Annotated in this window: 18 protein-coding genes; 11 read left to right on the top strand and 7 right to left on the bottom strand. The window is 68.4% G+C overall.

Translation table 11 applies throughout. The annotated features are described in order from the left end of the window. Nucleotides 1-78 precede the first annotated feature (78 nt). Entirely contained in the window at nt 79-1,995 is a 1,917-nt protein-coding gene (locus E0H75_RS04520; RefSeq protein ID WP_131511735.1) for a glycoside hydrolase family 30 beta sandwich domain-containing protein, read from the top strand. Nucleotides 1,996-2,182: 187 nt separating this feature from the next. Here the strand turns inward: E0H75_RS04520 and E0H75_RS04515 are convergent, their stop codons facing one another. Further along, on the bottom strand, nt 2,183-3,442 hold the full coding sequence (locus tag E0H75_RS04515) for an amidase (RefSeq protein ID WP_238162818.1): 1,260 nt from the start codon (nt 3,440-3,442) through the stop codon (nt 2,183-2,185). A gap of 23 nt (nt 3,443-3,465) precedes the next feature. Further along, nucleotides 3,466-4,467, bottom strand: a complete 1,002-nt coding sequence (locus tag E0H75_RS04510) for a sigma-70 family RNA polymerase sigma factor (protein WP_131511734.1) — start codon at nt 4,465-4,467, stop codon at nt 3,466-3,468. 135 nt (nt 4,468-4,602) lie between these two features. On the opposite strand from E0H75_RS04510, the gene E0H75_RS04505 reads away from it, so the two are divergent. Then, complete coding sequence (locus E0H75_RS04505) at nt 4,603-5,178, top strand: dihydrofolate reductase family protein (protein WP_131511733.1); 576 nt, start codon at nt 4,603-4,605, stop codon at nt 5,176-5,178. Between the two features lie 133 nt (nt 5,179-5,311). Further along, on the top strand, nt 5,312-5,770 hold the full coding sequence (locus E0H75_RS04500; RefSeq protein ID WP_131511732.1) for a GNAT family N-acetyltransferase: 459 nt from the start codon (nt 5,312-5,314) through the stop codon (nt 5,768-5,770). On the opposite strand, the gene E0H75_RS04495 is transcribed toward E0H75_RS04500, so the two are convergent. Both E0H75_RS04495 and E0H75_RS04490 read right to left on the bottom strand, forming a co-directional pair. Then, a complete protein-coding gene (locus E0H75_RS04495; RefSeq protein WP_131511731.1) occupies nt 5,752-7,188 on the bottom strand; it encodes an ATP-binding protein in 1,437 nt (478 codons plus the stop codon). The two genes, E0H75_RS04500 and E0H75_RS04495, sit on opposite strands and share 19 nt — an antisense overlap. Nucleotides 7,189-7,232: 44 nt before the next feature. Continuing rightward, nucleotides 7,233-7,853 (bottom strand): hypothetical protein, encoded by a 621-nt coding sequence (locus E0H75_RS04490; RefSeq protein ID WP_131511730.1) that lies wholly within the window; start codon nt 7,851-7,853, stop codon nt 7,233-7,235. 53 nt (nt 7,854-7,906) lie between these two features. Between E0H75_RS04490 and E0H75_RS04485 the strand changes: the two genes are divergently transcribed. Next, complete coding sequence (locus E0H75_RS04485) at nt 7,907-8,683, top strand: aminotransferase class IV (RefSeq protein WP_165553445.1); 777 nt, start codon at nt 7,907-7,909, stop codon at nt 8,681-8,683. On the opposite strand, the gene E0H75_RS04480 is transcribed toward E0H75_RS04485, so the two are convergent. Genes E0H75_RS04480 through E0H75_RS04470 form a run of 3 tightly spaced genes read right to left on the bottom strand, consistent with a single transcriptional unit; the run spans nt 8,680 to nt 11,578 of the window. After that, nucleotides 8,680-9,291: a hypothetical protein gene (locus E0H75_RS04480; protein ID WP_131511728.1), complete on the bottom strand. Its 612-nt coding sequence runs from the start codon at nt 9,289-9,291 to the stop codon at nt 8,680-8,682. The genes E0H75_RS04485 and E0H75_RS04480 overlap by 4 nt on opposite strands. Then, nucleotides 9,288-10,082 (bottom strand): hypothetical protein, encoded by a 795-nt coding sequence (locus tag E0H75_RS04475; protein WP_131511727.1) that lies wholly within the window; start codon nt 10,080-10,082, stop codon nt 9,288-9,290. Before E0H75_RS04475 ends, E0H75_RS04480 begins: the two co-directional genes overlap by 4 nt. A 38-nt stretch (nt 10,083-10,120) precedes the next feature. Further along, on the bottom strand, nt 10,121-11,578 hold the full coding sequence (locus E0H75_RS04470; protein WP_420323276.1) for a CCA tRNA nucleotidyltransferase: 1,458 nt from the start codon (nt 11,576-11,578) through the stop codon (nt 10,121-10,123). A 24-nt stretch (nt 11,579-11,602) separates the two neighbouring features. Here E0H75_RS04470 and E0H75_RS04465 point away from each other — a divergent pair, with 24 nt between their 5' ends. The 7 genes from E0H75_RS04465 to trxA all read left to right on the top strand — a co-directional run bounded on the left by E0H75_RS04465 (nt 11,603) and on the right by trxA (nt 20,378). Next, on the top strand, nt 11,603-13,864 hold the full coding sequence (locus E0H75_RS04465) for a DUF6049 family protein (protein WP_131511726.1): 2,262 nt from the start codon (nt 11,603-11,605) through the stop codon (nt 13,862-13,864). Further along, nucleotides 13,857-15,503 (top strand): murein biosynthesis integral membrane protein MurJ, encoded by a 1,647-nt coding sequence (murJ, locus tag E0H75_RS04460; RefSeq protein ID WP_131511725.1) that lies wholly within the window; start codon nt 13,857-13,859, stop codon nt 15,501-15,503. Before E0H75_RS04465 ends, murJ begins: the two co-directional genes overlap by 8 nt. A gap of 160 nt (nt 15,504-15,663) precedes the next feature. Then, the gene (locus tag E0H75_RS04455) at nt 15,664-17,325 is read left to right on the top strand and encodes a protein kinase family protein (RefSeq protein WP_131511724.1); all 1,662 of its coding nucleotides are present in this window, start codon (nt 15,664-15,666) and stop codon (nt 17,323-17,325) included. Further along, the gene (gene sigM / locus E0H75_RS04450) at nt 17,322-18,017 is read left to right on the top strand and encodes an RNA polymerase sigma factor SigM (RefSeq protein WP_238162817.1); all 696 of its coding nucleotides are present in this window, start codon (nt 17,322-17,324) and stop codon (nt 18,015-18,017) included. Before E0H75_RS04455 ends, sigM begins: the two co-directional genes overlap by 4 nt. 130 nt (nt 18,018-18,147) lie before the next feature. Further along, on the top strand, nt 18,148-18,912 hold the full coding sequence (locus E0H75_RS04445) for an anti-sigma factor family protein (RefSeq protein WP_131511723.1): 765 nt from the start codon (nt 18,148-18,150) through the stop codon (nt 18,910-18,912). 108 nt (nt 18,913-19,020) lie between these two features. Next, nucleotides 19,021-20,019 (top strand): thioredoxin-disulfide reductase, encoded by a 999-nt coding sequence (gene trxB, locus E0H75_RS04440; protein WP_131511722.1) that lies wholly within the window; start codon nt 19,021-19,023, stop codon nt 20,017-20,019. A gap of 41 nt (nt 20,020-20,060) precedes the next feature. Next, nucleotides 20,061-20,378 carry a thioredoxin gene (trxA, locus tag E0H75_RS04435; protein WP_202867696.1) on the top strand — a complete coding sequence of 106 codons (318 nt, stop codon included), beginning with the start codon at nt 20,061-20,063 and terminating at the stop codon, nt 20,376-20,378. Nucleotides 20,379-20,380 lie beyond the last annotated feature (2 nt).

Raw genomic sequence — 20,380 nt, 5'->3', positions numbered from 1 at the left:
GCAGGGCCCGCATATTGACAGAAGTTGTGGGGAAGCGTTGTCTGTGGCCGTTTCTGCCGGGTCGATGTGAGGAGTGCGATGAGGACGCAGGCATTCGGGGTTGCTCTGGCACTGGCGGTTAGTTCGCTCAGCGTTCCCGCGCAGGCGCATCCCACGACCGGGCACGCACCGACCGACCAGGCGCGTGTCTGGGTGACGACGCCGGATCGGGCGGAGCTCTTGCACGAGCGAACCCCGGTCGCGTTCCAGCGCGGCGCGAGCGATCTGACCACGATCACGGTCGACCCGCGGACGTCGTACCAGACCATGGACGGCTTCGGTGCCTCGATCACTGACTCGTCCGCGAACGTGCTGTATCGCCTGAGCTCGCAGGACCGCGAGCAGACAATGCGCAAGCTGTTCGACCAGAAGCAAGGCATTGGCGTGAGCTTCCTGCGCCAACCGGTCGGCTCTTCCGACTTCACTGCCGAGGCCGAGCATTACACGTACGACGACGTACCGGCAGGCCAGACCGACTTCGCGTTGAAGCAGTTCAGCATCGGGCACGACCAGCAGCAGGTCCTCCCCTTGCTCCGCCGCGCCAAGCAGCTCAACCCCACGCTGAAGGTGATGGCGACGCCCTGGAGCCCGCCGGCCTGGATGAAGACCGGCGACTCGCTCGTCGGCGGCCGGTTGAAGGACGACCCCGCGGTGTACGACGCCTATGCGCGGTACCTGGTGAAGTTCGTGCAGGCATACGCCAAGGCAGGCGTACCGGTCGACTTCATCTCCGTCCAGAACGAGCCGCAGAACCGCAAACCCAGCGCGTACCCAGGCACCGACATGCCCGTCCGGCAGGAGGCCGCGGTGATCTCGGCGCTCGGTCCGCTGCTCCACAAGGCGAGTCCGCGGACGAAGATCCTCGGCTACGACCACAACTGGACCACGCACCCGGGTGACATCGAGTCCACACCGCCCGGCGAGGACCCGGAGACCGACTACCCGTACAAGCTGCTGCAGACACCGGCGGCGAAGTGGATCGCGGGTACGGCGTACCACTGCTACTCCGGCGACGCCTCAGCCCAGACTGCACTGCACAACGCGTTCCCGTCGAAGGGGATCTGGTTCAGTGAGTGCTCCGGATCGCACGGGCCAGACGACACTCCGCCGCAGATCTTCCGCGGCACACTCACCTGGCACGCGCGCAACCTGATGCTCGGCACCACCCGGAACTGGGCGAAGTCGGTGGTCAACTGGAACATCGCACTCGACTCGACCGGCGGGCCGCACCTCGGCGGCTGCGACACGTGCACCGGCCTGGTCACGCTGCAACCGGACGGCACGGTCACGACCGATGCGGAGTACTACACGATCGGCCACCTGTCGAAGTTCGTGAAGGCGGGCGCGGTCCGGATCGGCAGTACGTCGTACGGGACGACCGGGTGGAATGGGCAACTGATGTCGGCGGCGTTCCGCAACCCGGACGGTACGACGGCTCTCGTCGTACACAACGAGAACGACGACCCGCGGAGCTTCGCGGTGGCGGTCGGGGACAAGTCCTTCGAGTACGAGCTGCCCGGTGGCTCGATCGCGACGTTCACCTGGGGACGGGTGTCGGCGGACGTGCAGCAGCCGGTCTCACTCGAGGGCGCGACGGCGACTGCATCGGTCAACGGCGCCGAGGCAGGTATGACGGTCGACGCCGACGGCTCGACGGTGTGGACGAGCAAAGAGGCGCAGGCGCCGGGTCAATCACTGCAGGTGGACCTGGGCTCGCCTCGCGTCTTCCGCCAGCTCGCCCTCGACAGCGGCGGCCAGCTCGGCGACTTCGCCGCGACCTGGAACGTTGCTGTAAGCAACAACGGTACCCACTGGTCCAAGCCGACCACCGGCAACTCAACCGGCCAGCTCACGACCATCACACTGCACCCGACCCTCGCCAGATACATCCGCGTCACCTCAACCTCCACCAGTGACCACTGGTGGAGCCTCGCCGACCTCCGCCTCTACCGCTGACCCACCAGCGCAGTTGCCGGGGTAGAAGTCCGCAACCTTCCACCCCGGCACCAGATCAGTGATCGTTGACCCACTCCGCATCCGTGCCGAAGGTGTCGCCGTTACCCTCATACTCGAGGGCGATCCTGTCGCCTTTCCCACACCGAGGTGTGACGGCAACCGATTTCTCCTCACGGCGAAACCTGGCCTACGACAGTTGGGATTCGAGCCAGTGGGCGGTGGCGGCGGCTTGGTTGTTGGTGGGGGCGATGAGTTGGAGGCCGACGGGGAGGCCTTCGGTGGGGAGCGGGAGGCTGACGGCTGGGTGTTTGGTGAGGTTGGCCAGGCGGGTGTTCTTGAGTAGCTGGGATCGGATCGCCTTGCTGCCTTCGGGTGTGGCGGCGTCGGCGATCAGTGGTGCCGTGCAGAGAACGGTCGGGGTGAGTACGGCGTCCACCCCGGCGAGGACGCGCTCCATCTCTGCCGTGATCTCGATCGCCCTCGCAACGGCGGCGTCGTAGTCCGCGGGCGTGACCTCGGCGGCCTCGCGGAGCCGCTCCTGGACGTCGGGTTGGTACTGCGCCATCGACCGTCCAGCGTGATTCGCGACCGCCTCCGGACCTTGGATATGAGCGGCGGTAGTAAAGCTGTCTCCCCAGTCCGGCAACTCAACGCCGACCAACTCCACGCCCGCCGCCGAGAGACGACCCAACGCAGCCGTCCACGCCGCACCAACCTCGTCCGTGAAATCCAGGTACTCCGGATTGGTCACCACACCAAGCCGTACCGGCGGAGCCCCCGTAAACGCAGTGTCAGAAAGCACCGACATCGCATAGACCGCATCGGCAACAGTCGAGGTCAGTACGCCGACATGGTCAAGACTCTGCGACAACGGGAACACCCGGTCGGCCGACACCGTCCCGTACGCCGGCTTGAAGCCAACCACCCCGCACAACGCCGCCGGGATCCGCACCGACCCAGCCGTATCCGTCCCTATCGCCAACGGAACCACCCCCGCCGCCACCGCAGCACCAGCGCCTGCACTGGACCCACCCGTCATCCGCGCCAAGTCGTGCGGATTACGGCAAGGCCCGAGCCGATTCGACGTACCCGTGCACCCGTATGCGAACTCATGCGTGTGACTCAGCCCGATGATGATCGCGCCGGCCGCCCGCAACCGGCGTACGACGTCAGCGTCCTGCTGCCCGACCTCGTCCATCGACGCCGACCCGCAACGGTACGGCAAGCCCTCGACTTCGACGATCTCCTTCATCAGGACCGGCACACCGGCGAGCGCACCACTCCGGTCGTGACGTGCCGCGCGCTGCAAGGCTCCGTCGGCGTCGAGGTGGACGACGGCATTCGTCTCGGCAGTGTCCTCGGCCCGGATCAGCGCAGTACGGACCAGCTCAACAGGATCCAACTTGCCGGCCCTGACATCGGCCGCGATCTCTTCCAGCGATTGCACGCGTTCATCACACCACGTCGGAGCTATCCCAAGTCCCGCGGTCCGGGCAGTGATCTCGGCAACCCGAACGACGGGAAAACACTGTTCTCGAAACGGATCATTGCGCAGATCCGGTCGCCGGCAACAGTGAGGACAAGGAGGCCGGTGCCGTGGCGGACGCCACTCGGAGCGTGCAGATAGATCCCGAACGCCGGCTGCCCGTTGGCTCGGGTCGGCACGAGGTCGAACCTGCGGCCTGTCCCGAACAGGTCGGAACAGAAGCGGCCCACGACATCCCGCCCCTGGTACTCGAGTGGCAGCGGCGGCATCGACATGAACACGTCATCGGTCAGCAGGTCCACCAACGCAGCGATGTCGGCCGACTCGTACGCGCTGACGAACTTCGCGACGAGCGCATCCTCGGCAGGCGATCCTGGAACCGGAGATTCGGACCGCCGTTGCTGCAGCCCGACCCGCGCCCGCTTGAGGGCGCTCTTGACCGAGTCGACGGTCGTGTCCAGCATGTCGGCCGTCTCGCGCGCGTGGAATCCGAGCACGTCGCGGAGAACAAGCACGGCGAGCTGACGTGGCGGCAGCAGCTGCAGCGCGGTCACGAAGGCCAGCGAGATGGATTCGGTCTGCTCGTAGCGGGCCTCCGGACCGAGCGGCAGATTGGTCGCGTCCTCGAGGAGCTCGTCGGGATACGGCTCGAGCCAGGCGACCTCGCCGAGCCGGGTCGGCTCCGGCGGTTCGATACCGGGGATGTCCCACTCCTTGGCCGGACGCCGGGTGGCCGAGCGCAGCGCGCTGAGGCATCTGTTCGTGGCGATCCGGTAGAGCCAGGTACGGATCGAGGCGCGGCCCTCGAACGTCCCGAGACCTCGCCAGGCCGACAACAGGCTGTCCTGGAGAGCGTCCTCGGCATCCTGGAACGAGCCGAGCATCCGGTAGCAGTGCACGTGCAACTCGCGGCGGTGCGGTTCGGTCAACGCCCGGAACGCGTCGCCGTCCCCGGCCTGCGCCCTGCTGATCAGATCGGCTCTCATCGACTCCACTCTCGCCCTTGCTGGTGCTTCCACAGCTGTACTGACGCCGGCCGTGCCCAGAAAGGGGCGCCCCCTTCTCCGCCACCGCGGCGTCTGCCCCACGTGTAGCGACCACCACCAACCAAGGAGTACGACATGGGAAAGATCATCGTCAGCGAGAACGTCTCGGTCGACGGCGTCATCGAGGACGCGACCGGCGACGGGGACCTCGGGCGCGGCAGTTGGTTCACCTGCATCACCGACCAGGATCGCGAGGAATGGGCCAAGGTCGAGATCGCGGAGGCGATGCGGACCGAGGCTTTGCTGTTCGGCCGACTGACGTACCACTGGTTCGTCGCACGCGGTTGGGCAACCCGCACCGACGCCTGGGCGAGCCGGCTGCGCAGCCTGCCCAAGTACGTCGTTTCGTCGTCGCCCCTCGAAGGACCCGGCTGGGACAACTCGACCGTCCTGAAGGGCGACCTGGTCGAGCAGGTCGCAAGTCTCAAGCACCAGGTGGACGGAGAGATCGTGGTCTACGGCAGTGGCCGCCTCGCGCGCACGCTGATCGAGCACGACCTCGTCGACGAGCTGCGGCTGATGACCTACCCGCTCGTGGTCGGGGCCGGCGATCGCCTCTTCGGCGAGACCACGCTCGTCAAGCCGCTTCGCCTTGTCGACAATCGCACAATCGGCGCAAGCCTCGCCCTCCTCACCTACCAGCCCGCCTAGCCGGAATCACAACCCCTCGAGCGTGGAGCTCAGCGCGATCCATTGGTTGCGCTGGGCTGCCTCACACCTGTCCGCGGGTCCCAAGAGGAAATGGAAACAGGAGCGTCACGCCAGGTTGCTACCGTCCGGACGCATGACGACGGAGCAGATCGAGGGACTGGAACTCCGGTGGGTCCCGGGCACCGACCCCACGCTGATCGCGTTGACCACGGCTCAGCAGGCCGAGCTCGCCGCGATGTACGGCGAAGACCAGCCACTCGTCGCGCTCCACGCCGACATCTCCTTCACCCTGCTCGTCCTCGACGGCAGTCCGGTCGGCTGCGTCGGCCTGCAGCCCGTCTCCCCCGGCGTCGGCGAGATCAAGCGCATGTACGTCGAACCGTCCGCACGTGGCTGGGGTCTGTCCCGGATCCTGCTCGAAGCGGTCGAGTCCCAGGCCCGCGCCACCGGCCTCACCCGCCTCCGCCTCGAGACCGGCACCCACCAAACCCAAGCCATCGCCCTCTACACAAACCACGGCTACACCCCCACCCCGCCGTACCCACCGTTCGAGAACGAACCAGCCTCCCTCTGCTACGCGAAGGACTTGTAGAGGCGGTCGAGTCCGATCGTGAGCACCTCCGGATCGAGGCCCGGCTCGAAGCCGGCGCCGCTGTAGCAGGCCAGCTTCGTCTCCGAGGTGTCATAGTTCCGCGACAGCAACTGCCGGGCCCGCTCCAATCGCTCGACGTGCCGCCGCCCCATCACCTCGCCCCACTTCACCTCACCCAGCGACAGCAGCTTGCGACGCTGCCCGGGAACAGTCGGCGCCAGCACCACCACGTCGACTTCGATCTGGCTGCGCCGGCTGTGATCCGGTACGACGCCGGCACCGATCTGTCCGGGCAGTTCGCCGAAGAGCTCCGGTGGTGCGGCCAGCGCGAAGTCCCGGCACAGTTGCTCGAAGTGCGGGCCGACGACCTGCGAGGAGAACCGTGTTCTGGCCGCCTCCCAGACATTCTCGGCGCGGCCGCTCTCCAGCAGTCCCCACTGCGGCCGCATCACCACCTGGTAGAAGACCACGAGCGGCTCGGCCACGTGATAGGTGGCTCGCCGGGCGCGGAAGACGTCCTCCTGGCGTCGCAACAGACCGCTGTCCTCGAGGACCGTCAGCTGATGCCCGATGTCGGTGGCCTTCCGGCCGACGTAGTTCGCGATCCCACCGCGCGTACTGTTGCCTGCGGCAACTGCCGCGAGCACCGAGTGGTAGAGCGCACTGTCGCGGACATCCATCTCCTCTTCCAGCAGGTACCGCGCCTCGCGGAACAGCGGGTTCACCGGGCTGAGCACCGTCCGCAGGATCCAGTCGTCGAAGTCGCCCGCCGATGCCGGGATGTCGTCGTCCACGAACCGCCGGTACGCCGGGGTGCCGCCGGCCACCGCATGCACGAGCACCGCGAGCTTCGGATCGGCCAAGTCCCAGAACTCCGCCGCCAACCGGTAGTCGAACGGCCGGACCACCAGCTCCAGGCTCGCCCGGCCGCGGAGCGGAGCGTTGCCGGACAACAGTCCACCCATCACCGACATCGCCGAACCGCACAGCAGCACGGAGGTCGGACGCCCGCCGGACGCGGCCTGATCGATCTCGCGCTGCAGGATCGACGGCAGCGCCGGCGAGACCTTGCTCAGGTACGGGAATTCGTCGATCACGAAGGGCCCACGGGCCGGATCGGTCGTGAACAGGAACCGGATGGCGTCGTCCCAGCGGCGGAACCGCGGCGGAGAGGAGAGGTCCAGATGCATGCCGACCGCCGCCGCGAACAGAGCGAGGGACTCGGCCTCCGTGGCCTCGGTCGCCCCGAAGTACAGCCCGCCGGCCTCCTCGGCCAGACCCTGCACCAGGAAGGTCTTGCCCTGCCGACGCCGGCCGCTGATGACGGCCAGCTGTGGACGGTCCGCGGTCCGGCTGGCGAACCGGGCCAGGTGATCCCACTCGGCGTCCCGCGCGAAGATGCGCTCAGGCTTCCTCATGTTTGAGAACTATACTTATAATAAATACAGCCCTACAACTTTGATCAGTGCCGCTCGAGGTTCAGGATGAGGTGGTCGCCCTCGGGGTGGAAGCCGAGTTTGTCGAGGTACGGCATGGACTCGCGCATGCGGGGTGGGGCGAGGACCTGGTGGAAGCCGTGGTCGGTGAAGACGTCGCTGCGGCGGTACACGAACTCGCCCGGGGTGAAGTCGCGGTACTTCGGGAGCACGTAGTCGAGGTCGATCTGGGCCCGGCCGTCGCCGGCGTCGTGGGCAAGGACGACGCCGACGGTGCGGTCGCCGTGCTGGACCAGGAACGCGTACGGGCTGGCGCTCGGTGTGAAGCCGGGGTTGAACCGGCTGATGTCCTTCCCGTGCTGTGCGAGCACGTGGCCCAGGTACGCGTCGGTGTCGTTGACCTGCAGCACCTGGTACTCGGCCTCGTCGTGCCGGTGCCGGAGCAGGCGCCACAGGTGCACCACGTTGATCACCGCCAGGACGGCGTTCATGCCGACCATCGGCCACACCCCGATCGCCAGGTTGAACCCGACCAGGATCACGCAGCCGATCAGATTCAGGACTCGCAGTCGCAGGATCCGCGCCTGCAGCAGGGACGCGACGACCAGCGCGGATCCGCCCCACCCGATGATGCTCAAGACGTCCACAGCGCGAGGGTAGACCAGACCGCCCGGTGGTCCGCTCAGGTCAGACTGGTGGTGTGACCGACTTGCTCCTGCTGAACGGCGAACCGCTGCGCACCGTCGACACTGCGTTGCTCCGGGCAACCAGCTACGGACACTTCACCTCGATGCAGGTCCGGGCCGGCCGGGTCGACGGGCTCGACCTGCACTTCGACAGGCTCGACCGCAGTTCCCGCGAGGTCTTCGGCCGCCCGGTCCCTGCAGACCGCGTCCGTGCCGACCTCCGGACCGCACTCGACCACGCCGGATCCGGCGACCTCTCTATCCGCATCAACGTCTTCGCCTCCGATGGCGAGCCGAGTCTGCTCATCCGGGTCAGCCCACCGATCGATCCCGGCGTACGTCCGCCGCGTCTGCTCGCGTTCGAGCACGAACGAGCCGTCCCGCACCTGAAGCACACCGGCACCTTCGACCTCGTGTACTACGGCCACCAGGCCGAGGCCGCCGGGTACGACGACGCGATCTTCCACACCACCACCGGCGAGATCTCCGAAGCCTCGATCTGGAACATCTGCTTCGCCCGCGGCACCACGATCGTGTTCCCGGCCGCGCCGGTCCTGCCAGGCATCCGCCAGCAACTCCTGCAGCAAGGCCTGCCCGACTTCGAGACCACGCCGATCCCGCTCGCCGACCTCGCGTCGTACGACGCCGCCTACCTGACCAACTCGATCGACCCAGCCCTCCCGATCGCGTCGATCACGACCCGGCAAGCCACCACGACGTACGCCGCTCACGCACCCTCGCGCGACGCAATCACCAAGGCCTACACAGCCCTGCGTCCACAACCCATCTAGCCGGCTGTGTGCAGTCGCGCAGGCGGGCCACCCTCGAACAGCGCGAGCGCTTGCTGACCGGCGCCGGCCGCACCGGAGCCGAAATACCCGGTCGCGTACGGCGCGAAGGCGGCGCCCACCTGCCAGTACGGCATCCGGAGTCCGGTGTACTCCACCTCGCGGATCAGCGGCTCATCGCCGGCCTCCAGTCGGGCAGCGTCCTCCGCGCAGGCCGGGAGCCGAGCGTGATCCGACTGGCTCCACAGCACATCAGCGATGGACGGCCCGTGCCTTGTGTCGAAGATGCATGGCACCCGGCGCTCGGCAACGGGCTCTCCGGCAAGCCGGGCGCGGGCACACACCAGCTCGTACTGTCCCGTCGCGACCGCCTCCGTAGCAGCGTGTACTGCCTCGTTGCCTTGGAGTTCGGCCAGCGCTCCCCTAGCAGCGGCGTACGCCTGCTGAGCGCCGACGTAATTGCGGCGAGTGTCGCGGTCCATCGCCCGGGTGGACAGGCTGCCGACCTCCGCGCCCAGCTCCGAGACGTCCTCCTCGGTCAAGGTCCGCATCAATGCGAGGGTGTTCGCGCGTCGTGCGCCCAGCAGACCGCGGAGGTTCCAGGCGATCACCCGTCGCCGCCTCCGCCTCCGCCGTCGCCACCGTCGAAGCCATGGCCACCGTCGAAGCCATGGCCACCGTCGAAGCCATGGCCACCGTCGACGCCGCCGTAGTTGATCCCGCCGTCCCAGCCGCCCCAACCGCCGGGGGCGCCGGCCGCACCTTCGAACGCGGACAAGGCGATGAAGGTCGCGCCGCTGCCTTTGGTGAAATAGCCACGCCCGTACTGGCCCACAGCGGTGCCGGCCTCCCAGTACGGAACCTTCCAGCTGCCGTAGTCGACGTACCGGATCTCGGGCGCTTCGTGCACCTTCACCCTGGCGGCATCCTGCGCGCACGCCGGAACCGTCCGGGTGCCTCGACCGGGCCAGGTCCAGACGACGTCGGTGGTCGACGGGCCGTGCTGCGGATTGAAGAAGCACGGAACCCGGCGCTCCGGGATGGTCTCGCCGGCGACTCGGGCCTGCACGCACACGATCGCGTACCGCCCGGCGGCCAGCGTGTCGGTGACCGTGCTGAGCTCCTCCACCGATTTCAGGTCGCGCACCGATCGCTGCGCCGACTCGTAGGCATCGAGCGCCTGCTGATAGTCATGTCGCGCGTCGGCGTCGAGCTCGTGACCCGCCACGCGTTCGTCCAGCCGCCGGAGTTCGCTGCCCAGCAACGTCACATCGTCGTCCGCGAGCACGCGGATCTGCTCGAGCTCGGTGCGATCGAGACGCCTGGATCCCAGCCGCGCCCACCAGTAGCGGCCGGCCCATACCAACCCACCGCCCCCCAGGGCGGCCAGAAGCCACACCATCTATCGACGGTACTGCGGTCGGGAGACGGTGGGAACGCTCAGCGCTCGTTCCACCAGTGCAGGAGTGCTTCGCGAGCGCGTTCGGGGCCGATCGGGCCCTGGTCGAGGCGGAGGTCCATCAGGAACCTGTATGCCTCGCCGACCTCGCGGCCGGCTTCGATGCCGAGGATCTCCATGATCTGGTTGCCGTCGAGATCGGGGCGCAGGGCATCGAGCTCCTCCTGTTCCCGGAGCCGCTCGATCCGCGCCTCGAGATCGTCGTACGCCGCCCGCAGCGCCTCGGCCCGGCGCCGGTTGCGGGTGGTGGAGTCGGCGCGGGTGAGGATGTGCAGCCGGTCGAGCTGGTCGCCGGCGTCGCGGACATAACGCCGTACGGCGGAATCGGTCCACTCGCCGGTGCCGTAGCCGTGGAAGCGCAGGTGCAGCTCGACCAGCTTGCCGACCTGGTCGATCTGTTCGTTGCTGAAGCGCAGCGCCTTCATCCGCTTGCGGGCCAGCTTCGCGCCGACCACGTCGTGGTGGTGGAAGGTCACCTTGCCCGCGCCCTCGAAGCGCCGGGTCCTCGGTTTGCCGATGTCGTGGATCAGCGCGGCGAACCGGACGACGAAATCGGGCGTCGGAACAGTGAGGCGGGATTCGAGGTCGATGGCCTGATCGAGGACGGTGAGCGAGTGCTCGTACACATCTTTGTGCCGGTGGTGCTCGTCCACCTCCAGCCGCAGCGCGGGCAGCTCGGGCAGGACGTGGTCGGCGAGGCCGGTGGACACCAGCAGGTCCAAGCCGATCCGCGGGTGGTCGGAGCAGATCAGCTTGACCAGCTCGTCGCGGACCCGTTCGGCCGACACGATCGTGATCCGCTCGGCCATCGCGGTCATCGCGGCCACCACCGCCGGGTCCGGGGTGAAGCCGAGCTGCGCGGCGAACCGGGCCGCCCGCATCATCCGCAGCGGGTCGTCGGAGAACGAGTCCTCCGGGGTGCCCGGCGTACGGATCGTCTTGCTCGCGACGTCCTCGATCCCGCCGTACGGGTCGACGAAGCGGTGCGACGGGAGCAGCACCGCCATCGCGTTCATGGCGAAGTCGCGCCGGGCCAGGTCGCCCTCGAGGCTGTCGCCGTACGCGACCTCCGGCTTGCGCGAGGTGGGATCGTAGGACTCCGACCTGTACGTCGTGATCTCCAGAACCCACTCGCCCTTACGACTGCCGATGGTGCCGAACGCCTTGCCGATGTCCCAGACATGGTCCGCCCAGCCGGACAGCAACCGTTCGACCACGTCCGGGTGTGCTGAGGTGGCGAAGTCGAGATCCTTGCTCCCGCGGCCCAGGAGAATGTCCCGGACGGGTCCTCCGACCAGGGCGATTTCGTGGCCGGCGGCGGCGAAGCGGCTGCCGAGTTCGTCGACGACCGGCGCGATCCGCAGCAGCGACTGGACCGCTTGCTGCTGCACGGCGGACAACGATCCGGCGGAGGCTGACTGGTCGGCAAAGGGTGACACGGGGAACTAGGTTACGGTGACGGCGTGTTCAGACGGCGACTGAGGCTCTCCGCGGCGGCGGGTGCGGGCCTGCTGGTTGTTGCCTGCGCAGCGTTCCTCGGCGTTCAGCCGACCGCCGCGGCGCCCGGCGACGAACTGACTGTCGACGTCAGCATCGACTCGTTCGCGCCGGTGGCACCGAAGCCCGGCGACCCCGTGGTGATCAAAGGCCGGGTGACGAACACCAGTTCGGTGACGTTCGACGAGCCCCAGGCGCTCGCCTGCATCGACCGGACCCGGCTGTCCAGTTCCGCCGACATCGCCGACGTGTCCGCCGAACAGGATGTCGCGATGCGGGACCGGGACAGCTGCGCCAACCTCACCGACGGAACGGCATTCCAGCCGTTCGAGCAGCCGCTCGCACCGAAGGCCTCGGTGGAGTTCACCCTGACCGTGCCGTGGGAGCAGTGGCGGATCTCCGACCGCACCGGTGCGTACGTCGTCGGCGTCGTGTTCCGCGGTCAGCCGCCGAACAGCGACCGCGTCACGATCGGTCGATCTCGCACGCTGATGCCGGTCATCGGCACCGATCCACTGACCCGCAAGGTGAACACCGCGCTCGTCATCCCGTTGCGGCACCGGCCGACCCAGCTCGGCGGGTCGCGGTTCACGAACGACTCGCTGGCCCAGTCGCTGTCCCCGACCGGATCCCTCGGTCGATTGCTCGCCCTGGGCAAGCAGCACACGGTGACCTGGCTCGTCGATCCCGCGATGCTCGACGAGGTCCGGCAGATGGCCAAGGGGTACGAGATCGTCGGTTCAGGCGGCCAGACGACCAAGGGCACCGGACAGGCGACCGCGGCAGCGTGGTTCAAGGAGTTCGAGGCGAGCCGCATCCGCGGCGACCAGGTCGTCCTGCTCCCGTACGGCGATCCGGACGTGGCCGGCCTGCTCGACGCCGGCGAACCGCTGAAGAAGCTGATCGCGCAGGCACGGACAACCACCGAGCGGTACAACCTCGCCCCCGCCTTCACCAACGGGCTCTGGCTCGAGGGCGGTGCCGCGGCCAGCCGCTACCTCGCCGCTGCGTCCGGCGGCTTCGCCGGCGCCACCGACCAGGACCTGAACCTGGTCAGCAGCTCCTCCTGGTCCGCGGACGACCGTGCGGCGCTGACCAACAGTCCGGTGTACGACGTCATCACCCCGGAAGGCCCGAACCGCACCGTCCGCACCGTCATCGCGGACTCCGCGCTCACCAGTGGCGGTCCGGATGCGGACGGCAACGACAGCCCGCTCCAGGTCCGGCAGCGGTTCGCCGCCGAGACCGCGCTGATCGCATCCGAGGGCAAGGACAAGAACCCGGCCACCGTGGTTGCGCTGCCGCCTCGCGGCTGGGATGTCGAAGGCCAAGCCACTGCCGCACTGGCCGGGAGCCTGACGCTGCCGTGGATCACGGCCACCGACGTCGACCAGGCAGTCGCGAGCACACCGAAGCCGCCGACCACCAAGGCACCCGCGGCACCGAAGTCGAACGGCGGCCTGACCGGTCCGCAGCTCGACGGCATCAAGCAGCTCGACGAAGCGATCACGACCATGCAGAACCTGCTGGCGAACCCGGACGATCTGCTCCAGGTCATGCCACAGGCGCTGCTGCGTTCGACCTCGACCAGCTGGCGCGGCTTCCCGGACGAGGCGCGGTACTTCTCGGCGGTCGAGCTGGGCTCGGTCAACCTGCAGCTGAACAAGGTGCACCTGGTCAACAACCCGGTCAACGGCGAGCGCCGGGAGATCAAGGTCAACCTGGCCGGCAGCAAAGGCACGTTCCCGCTGACCATCACGAACAGCACACAGTGGTCCGTTCGCGTGGCGGTCGTGGTGACGCCCGCCAACCGCACCGACCTGCGAATCGAACCTCAGCAGAGCCGGATCCTGGCCGCGGGCCAGAAGTGGACCCCGCGGATCAACGCGAGCGCGGAACAGAACGGCCTGATCCGCGCCAACGCGCAGGTGATCACGTCGTCCGGTCGTCCGGTCGGGGACTCCGAGGAGCTGCTGATCCAGGCCAGCCAGTACGGCAGCGTCGGCTGGGTCCTGGTCGGCGCGGCCTGCGCGCTGCTCTTCGGTACGTCGTTCGTCCGCATCTACCGCCGGATCCGCACCGAGCGCCGGAACCCGTCACACCCCCCGACCGAAGCCACCCCCGACCCGCTGCACCCGGCTCCCCTGGAGACGACGACCGGTGACCCCGCCCCCGACGAACTTCCCGAGGCGTCGCTGAAAGAAGGAGTCGGTTCGAAGGATGGCTGACCGCACCCTGCGCTCCGCGGCGGTGATGGCAGCAGGAACGGTGCTGTCCCGCCTGCTCGGATTCGTCCGGATCGCCCTCCTTGCGGCCGCCATCGGCACCGCGCTGCGCGCCGACATCTTCACCGCCGCGAACACGATCCCGAACAGCCTCTACATCCTGCTGGCCGGCGGCGTGTTCAACACGGTGCTGGTGCCGCAACTGGTCCGTGCGATCAAGAACCACGACGACGGCGGCCAGGACTTCACCAACCGGCTGCTCACCTTCGGCTTCGTCGTACTCGCTGTCGTCACGGTCGGGTGCGTCCTGCTCGCACCCGCGATCGCCGAGCTGTACATGCCGTCGGAGCTGCACGAGCCGTCCCGGGCGGCGGAGCGCGCGTCGATGGTGATGTTCGTCCGGCTGTGTCTGCCGCAGATCTTCTTCTACGGCGCGTTCGTCCTGGTCGGCCAGGTGCTGAACGCGCGGCGCCGGTTCGGCCCGATGATGTGGGCGCCGATCGCGAACAACATCGTCGCCTGCGCGTCGATCGTGATCTTCATGCTGATCTACCGCACCGGCGACATTCCACCCACCTACAGCCACGGCGAGGAGCTGCTGCTCGGTCTCGGGCACACAGTGGGCATCGCCGTCCAGCTGCTGGTGCTGCTGCCGTACCTGAGGGCGAGCGGGCACCTGTACCGGCCGAAGTTCGGTCTGCGCGGTACTGGTCTGGGTCACACTGCCCGATTGGGCATCTGGACCGTGCTGTTCGTCGCCGTGAACCAGGTGACGCTGGTCGTCGTCACCCGGCTCGCCATCGCGGGTACGGCGTCGAACGACGCGGGTGCGAAGGCCGGTCTGTTCGCCTACAGCACGGCGATGCTGATCATCCTGGTGCCCCACGGCATCGTCACGGTGTCGCTCGCGACGGCCGCGCTGCCGCAGATGTCGGCGCTCGCGGCCGACGGGGACCTGGTCGAAGTGGAGCGGTTGTCCGCGCGGTCGATCCGGCAGACGCTGGCGATCGTCGTACCGGCGGCGGCCGCGATGATCGCCTTCGCGTACCCGATCGTCACGGTGATCGCCGGCTACGGATCCGGCAAGAACAACCTGACGTTGATGTCGTACACGCTGATGGCGCTGGCGCTCGGCATCGTGCCGTTCACCGTGCAGTACTTCCAGCTGCGCGTCTTCTACGCGTTCGAGGACACTCGCTCGCCGTTCTTCCTGCAGTGCGTGATCGCGGCGACGAACATCGCGGCGGCCGTGATCGGCGTCCGTGTGGTGCTGGACCAGCAGAACCTCCGGTTCAGCGGTGTGGTCCTCGGCGGGGCCTATGCCTTGGCGTACCTGGTCGCCGTACTGCTGTCCCGGCCGGTCCTCCGCCGGAAGGTCCCGCGGGTGCACGGTGCTGGGATCGGGCTACCGCTGCTCGCGATGGTGATCGCTGCCGTCATCGCAGTGCTGGCCGGGCGCGGGGTGCTCTGGCTGCTCGGTATGGCGATCGAGTGGTCCGGACCACTCGGCGCGGTCCTCGAACTCGCGGTGGCCGCCGTCGTGATGCTCCCGGTGTACGCCGGGGTGGCGAGGGTACTGAGGATCCACGAAGTCAACGACGTGGTGTCCATGGTCACATCGAAGCTGCCCGGACGCCGCTGAACCCGGTGGCTTGTGCACTCGTGCACCACTTGAGGGATCAGGGGGGCACTACGATGGGGCTGCGGTCAGGCCGCCAGCTGATCGTGACCGGGTCCCCGCCGACCGGATCCGGGGCGCCAGACGCAGGCCGACCAGTGCATCGAGGAGGGCGAGAGACACCGTGTCGAACCAGACCGTCAGTCCTGGTGCCCTGCTTGCCGGCCGGTACCGGATCGCCGAGCTACTCGCGGAGATCGACGGTGCACGGGTGTGGCGGGCAGTGGACGAGGTACTCAGTCGGGCAGTCGTCGTGGACATCCTGCCGGTCGGCGACCCACGGACGAACCTGCTCTTCGACGCCGCGCGGCGCGCGGCCGCCGCGGCCGATCCCCGCTTCCTGCGCGTGCTCGACTGCGACATGCACGACGGTGTCACGTACTGCGTCCGCGAATGGGCGGGCGGCCGTCCGCTGGAGCGGATGCTCGCGACCGGGCCGCTGACCGGTCAACAAGCCGGCTGGCTCGCGCGCGAGGTGTCCGAAGCACTGGAGAACCTGCACCGCACCGGACTCTCCCACGGCTCGATCAGCCCGTCGACCGTCGTGGTCACCGACGCGGGCGCGATCAAAGTCGTCGGACTCGCCACCGAGGCCGCACTGCGGTCGACCGGCCCGGGTTCGCCCGAGCACGACATCCACGCGCTCGGTGAGCTGCTCTACGCCTCGCTCACCGGCCGTTGGCCTGGCCCCGGCCCGGCCTGGGGGATGCAGCCCGCGCCGTTCGAGCACGGACGTCTGCTCAGTCCGCGCCAGGTGCGAGCCGGCGTACCGCGCTCCCTGGATGACATCTGCGACCGGTTGCTGAGCAACCCGCCGCGGCACCACACTCCGCCGATCACCAGCGCCGCCGGCCTGTCCGCCGCGCTGTCCGGTGTCGTCGGCAGCTCGCACGAGCCGCCGAACCAGATGGACGAGACCGTTCAGGTCGCCCGGCAGAACGGCAGCATCGACGACGCCACCCAGGTGGTGCCGCAGACACCGCCGCCGGCGCTCGACCCGACACCGCCGGCGTACCAGAGCAGCAACGGGCACGAGACGCACTCGGCGTACTCCACCGCGGCGGAGACCCGGCCGCTTCGGCAGCCACCGCCACCGCCGCCGTCGAACGGGAACGGTCGGCGTCGCGCCGACGACCCGAAGCCGAAGCAGAAGGGCTCGTGGGGCGGCCGGATCCTGATCCTGCTCGCCATCCTCGCGCTGCTGTCCGTTGTCGCGATGGCGCAGTTCCTGCTCAAGGGCGCGATGAACAACGACCAGGACGACGGCAGCGACAGCGGCGCCAGCAAGCCGCCGGCCACGAGTACGACGCCGTCCGCGACCGGTGGCCCGGCCACGATCGTCAGCGCGAAGGACTTCGACCCGCCGCCGGACGGCAACGGCAACGAGCACCCGGACGACGTGGGGAAGTCCTACGACGGTAAGCAGGACACGAGCTGGACCACCATGTCGTACAAGAACAAGCCGAACTTCGGTGGCCAGAAGGAGGGCGTCGGCATCATTTACAACCTCGGCGAGCCGACGGCCGTGTCGAAGGTGCTGGTCGCGCTCAAGGGCGACAAGACCAGCCTGGAGCTGATGGTGCCGAAGGGTGACACGACCAAGTCGCCGACCACGGTCAGCGGCTGGACGCCGGTCGCCACCGAGGAGGACCAGCCCGAGGGGACGACGACCCTGACTCCGTCGGCGCCGACCCAGACGCAGTACGTTCTGGTGTGGCTGACGAAGATCCCGAAGGACGGCAGCGGGTACCGGGGCGAGATCTCGGAGGTCACAATCCAGAAATGACACCCGAGATCAGTCGGATCGGGCCGCCTGAACCCGTCGGCCAGCCTGCCGCGCCGGCTGGACCGGTCAGCTACGACCAGCTGGACGACCACGAGCTGCTCCGGCTGCACGTCGCGGGCAACCCGGACGCGTTCGGGTACCTGGTCCGTCGGCACCGGGACCGGATGTGGGCGGTCGCGATCCGCACCCTGGGTGAGCCGGAGGAGGCCGCCGACGCGCTGCAGGAGGCGTTCATCTCGGCGTTCCGCCGGGCCGACTCGTTCCGTGGTGACGCCAAGGTGACCACCTGGCTGCACCGGATCGTGGTGAACGCCTGCCTGGACCGGATCCGCCGCCGTCAGGTCCGGGCCGCCGACCCGTTGCCGGAGGACGAGGACCGCGCCACCGAGTTGGCCGGACCGGCCGAGGACGACCCGGCCGAGGTCCGCGAACGCCGGCTCGACGTACTCAACGCACTCAAGCAGATCAACTCCGACCAGCGCAGCGCGCTCGTCCTGGTCGACATGGAGGGCTACTCGATCGAGGAGGCCGCCGCGATCCTGGGCTGCGCGCCCGGCACGGTGAAGTCCCGCTGTGCCCGGGGCCGGGCCCGCCTGCTGCCACTGCTCCGGCACTGGCAGACCACACGGGCCGGTGCCGAGGCACCCGACGTACCAGCGAAAACTGCTGCCGAAGCGGTGGGAACCGAATGAGTGGGTACGCCGTCGAAGCGGAGTCGCCATGTTCTGGCGGCTACGCTGCCCGATGCCTCGACCGGAGCACATCAGCCATGAGCACACCGCGCCCGATCCTGGGCACCTCCCGTGAGGAGGCGAGTTCCCGATGACCGATTCCGGTCTTCCGACCAGTGAGCACCTCGAGCACCTGGACCCGGACACCATCGCCGACCTGATCGAGAACCTGCTACCCGCACCCGAGGCCCACCGGGCTCGTGAACATGTGAAGGCCTGTCCGGACTGTCAGCAGACCTTCGACGCGCTGCTGCAACTGTCCGCGGACCTGGCCGACGAGGGCCGGACCGACATTCCGATGCCGACCGATGTCGCTGAGCACCTCGACGCGGTGATCGTCTCGGAGTCGATGCTGCGCTCGTCGACGATCGGCGTGCACTCGCTCGCGCAGATCCGCGAGGAGCCGCGCCGTCACCTCCCTAAGCTGCTGGGCGCGGCCGCGGCCGTCGTGGTTGTCGCGGCGATCGGCGTCGGCGTGGTCTTCGCCACCAAGGACAACGCTCCCGGAGGCACGGCCGACACGAACCCGACGACCGTGGTGCCGACCGGTGCGCCGACGCTGTCCACCTCGGATGTCGGCCCGGACGCGCAGCGTTGGCTGGAGAACTCCGGTGGCACGCTGCTGAACGGCTCGGCGGACGAGCTCGCCTGCGCGAAGAACTTCGCGTCCGGCCGGCCCAACCCGCAGCTCCGGCTCGTGCAGCCCGCCAAGGTCGACGACCAGCGCGCGACCGTGATCGGTCTGCAGGGCGCCTCGACCCAGGACATCCAGGTCTTCGTGGTGACCGGATGTAGCGAATCCGGGGGTGTCGCCGACCCCTTCTACGACACCACGGTGACGCTGCGCAACCGCTGAGGCGGCAATGCGGTACGGCGGCCCGGTGATGGGTACCGTGGGAATGGTCGGCCTCTAGGATCCGTTGAGTACGACGTACCAGTCTCGACGACACGAGGAAACGCCTGCATGAGCGACTCCGCAGTTCGCAACGTCATCATCGTCGGCTCCGGTCCGGCCGGTTACACGGCCGCCGTGTATGCCGCCCGCGCCCGTCTGGAACCGCTCGTGTTCGAGGGCTCTGTCACGGCCGGTGGCGCACTGATGACCACCACCGACGTGGAGAACTACCCCGGCTTCTCGCAGGGCATCATGGGTCCCGCGCTGATGGACGAGATGCGCCAGCAGGCCGAGCGCTTCGGCGCCGAGCTGGTGGCGGACGACATCGTCTCGGTCGACCTGACCGGCGACATCAAGGTGGTCACCGACTCCGCGGGCGCCGAGCACCGGGCCAAGGCCGTGATCCTGGCCATGGGTTCCGGGTACCGCAAGCTGGGCCTGCCGGACGAGGACCGGTTGTCCGGCCACGGCGTGTCCTGGTGTGCGACCTGTGACGGGTTCTTCTTCCGCGAGCACGAGATCGCCGTCGTCGGCGGTGGCGACTCCGCGGTCGAGGAGGCCACGTTCCTGACCCGGTTCGGCAAGAAGGTCACGCTGGTGCACCGCCGCGGCGAGCTGCGCGCGTCGAAGATCATGGCCGACCGGGCGTTCGCGAACGAGAAGATCGACTTCGCCTGGAACTCCGAGGTCGCCGCGATCCACGGCGACGACAAGCTGACCGGCGTGACCCTGCGGGACACCGTCACCGGTGAGACCCGGGAGCTGCCGGTGACCGGCCTGTTCATCGCGATCGGGCACGACCCGCGCTCGGAGCTGGTGAAGGGTCAGGTGCACTTGGACGAGGACGGCTACGTCCTGGTCCGGGAAGGCAGCACCGAGACCAACCTGCCGGGTGTCTTCGCCGCCGGCGACCTGGTGGACCACACCTACCGGCAGGCGATCACCGCCGCCGGCACGGGCTGTGCGGCCGCCCTGGACGCCGAGCGCTTCCTGGCCACCTTGGAGCACGAGGCGACGGCCGCGGCTGCCCGTGACACCAGCACGGCCACCGAGCCTGTCTCCGTCTGAACCTCACAACCACTGAAGGAGTTACGCCCGTGGGCGAGAAGATGAACGCCGTCACCGACGCCGAGTTCGACCAGACCGTGCTGAAGAGCGACAAGCCGGTGCTGGTGGACTTCTGGGCCGAGTGGTGCGGACCGTGCCGCCAGGTCTCCCCGATCCTGGAGGAGCTGGCGCAGGACCACAGCGACAAGCTCACCTTCCTGAAGATGAACGTCGACGAGAACCCGGTCACCCCGAGCAACTACCGTGTTACGGGTATCCCTACCATCAACGTCTACGTGAATGGTGAGCTGGCCAAGTCCATCGTCGGCGCGAAGCCGAAGGCGGCGCTGCTGAAGGAACTGGCCGACTTCACCTCCTGAAC

This window comes from Kribbella capetownensis, assembly GCF_004331485.1.
In the GTDB taxonomy this organism is placed as follows: domain Bacteria; phylum Actinomycetota; class Actinomycetes; order Propionibacteriales; family Kribbellaceae; genus Kribbella; species Kribbella capetownensis.
The sequence above is the reverse complement of the archived record's forward strand: the minus strand, read 5'-3'. Positions and strand labels throughout refer to the sequence as shown.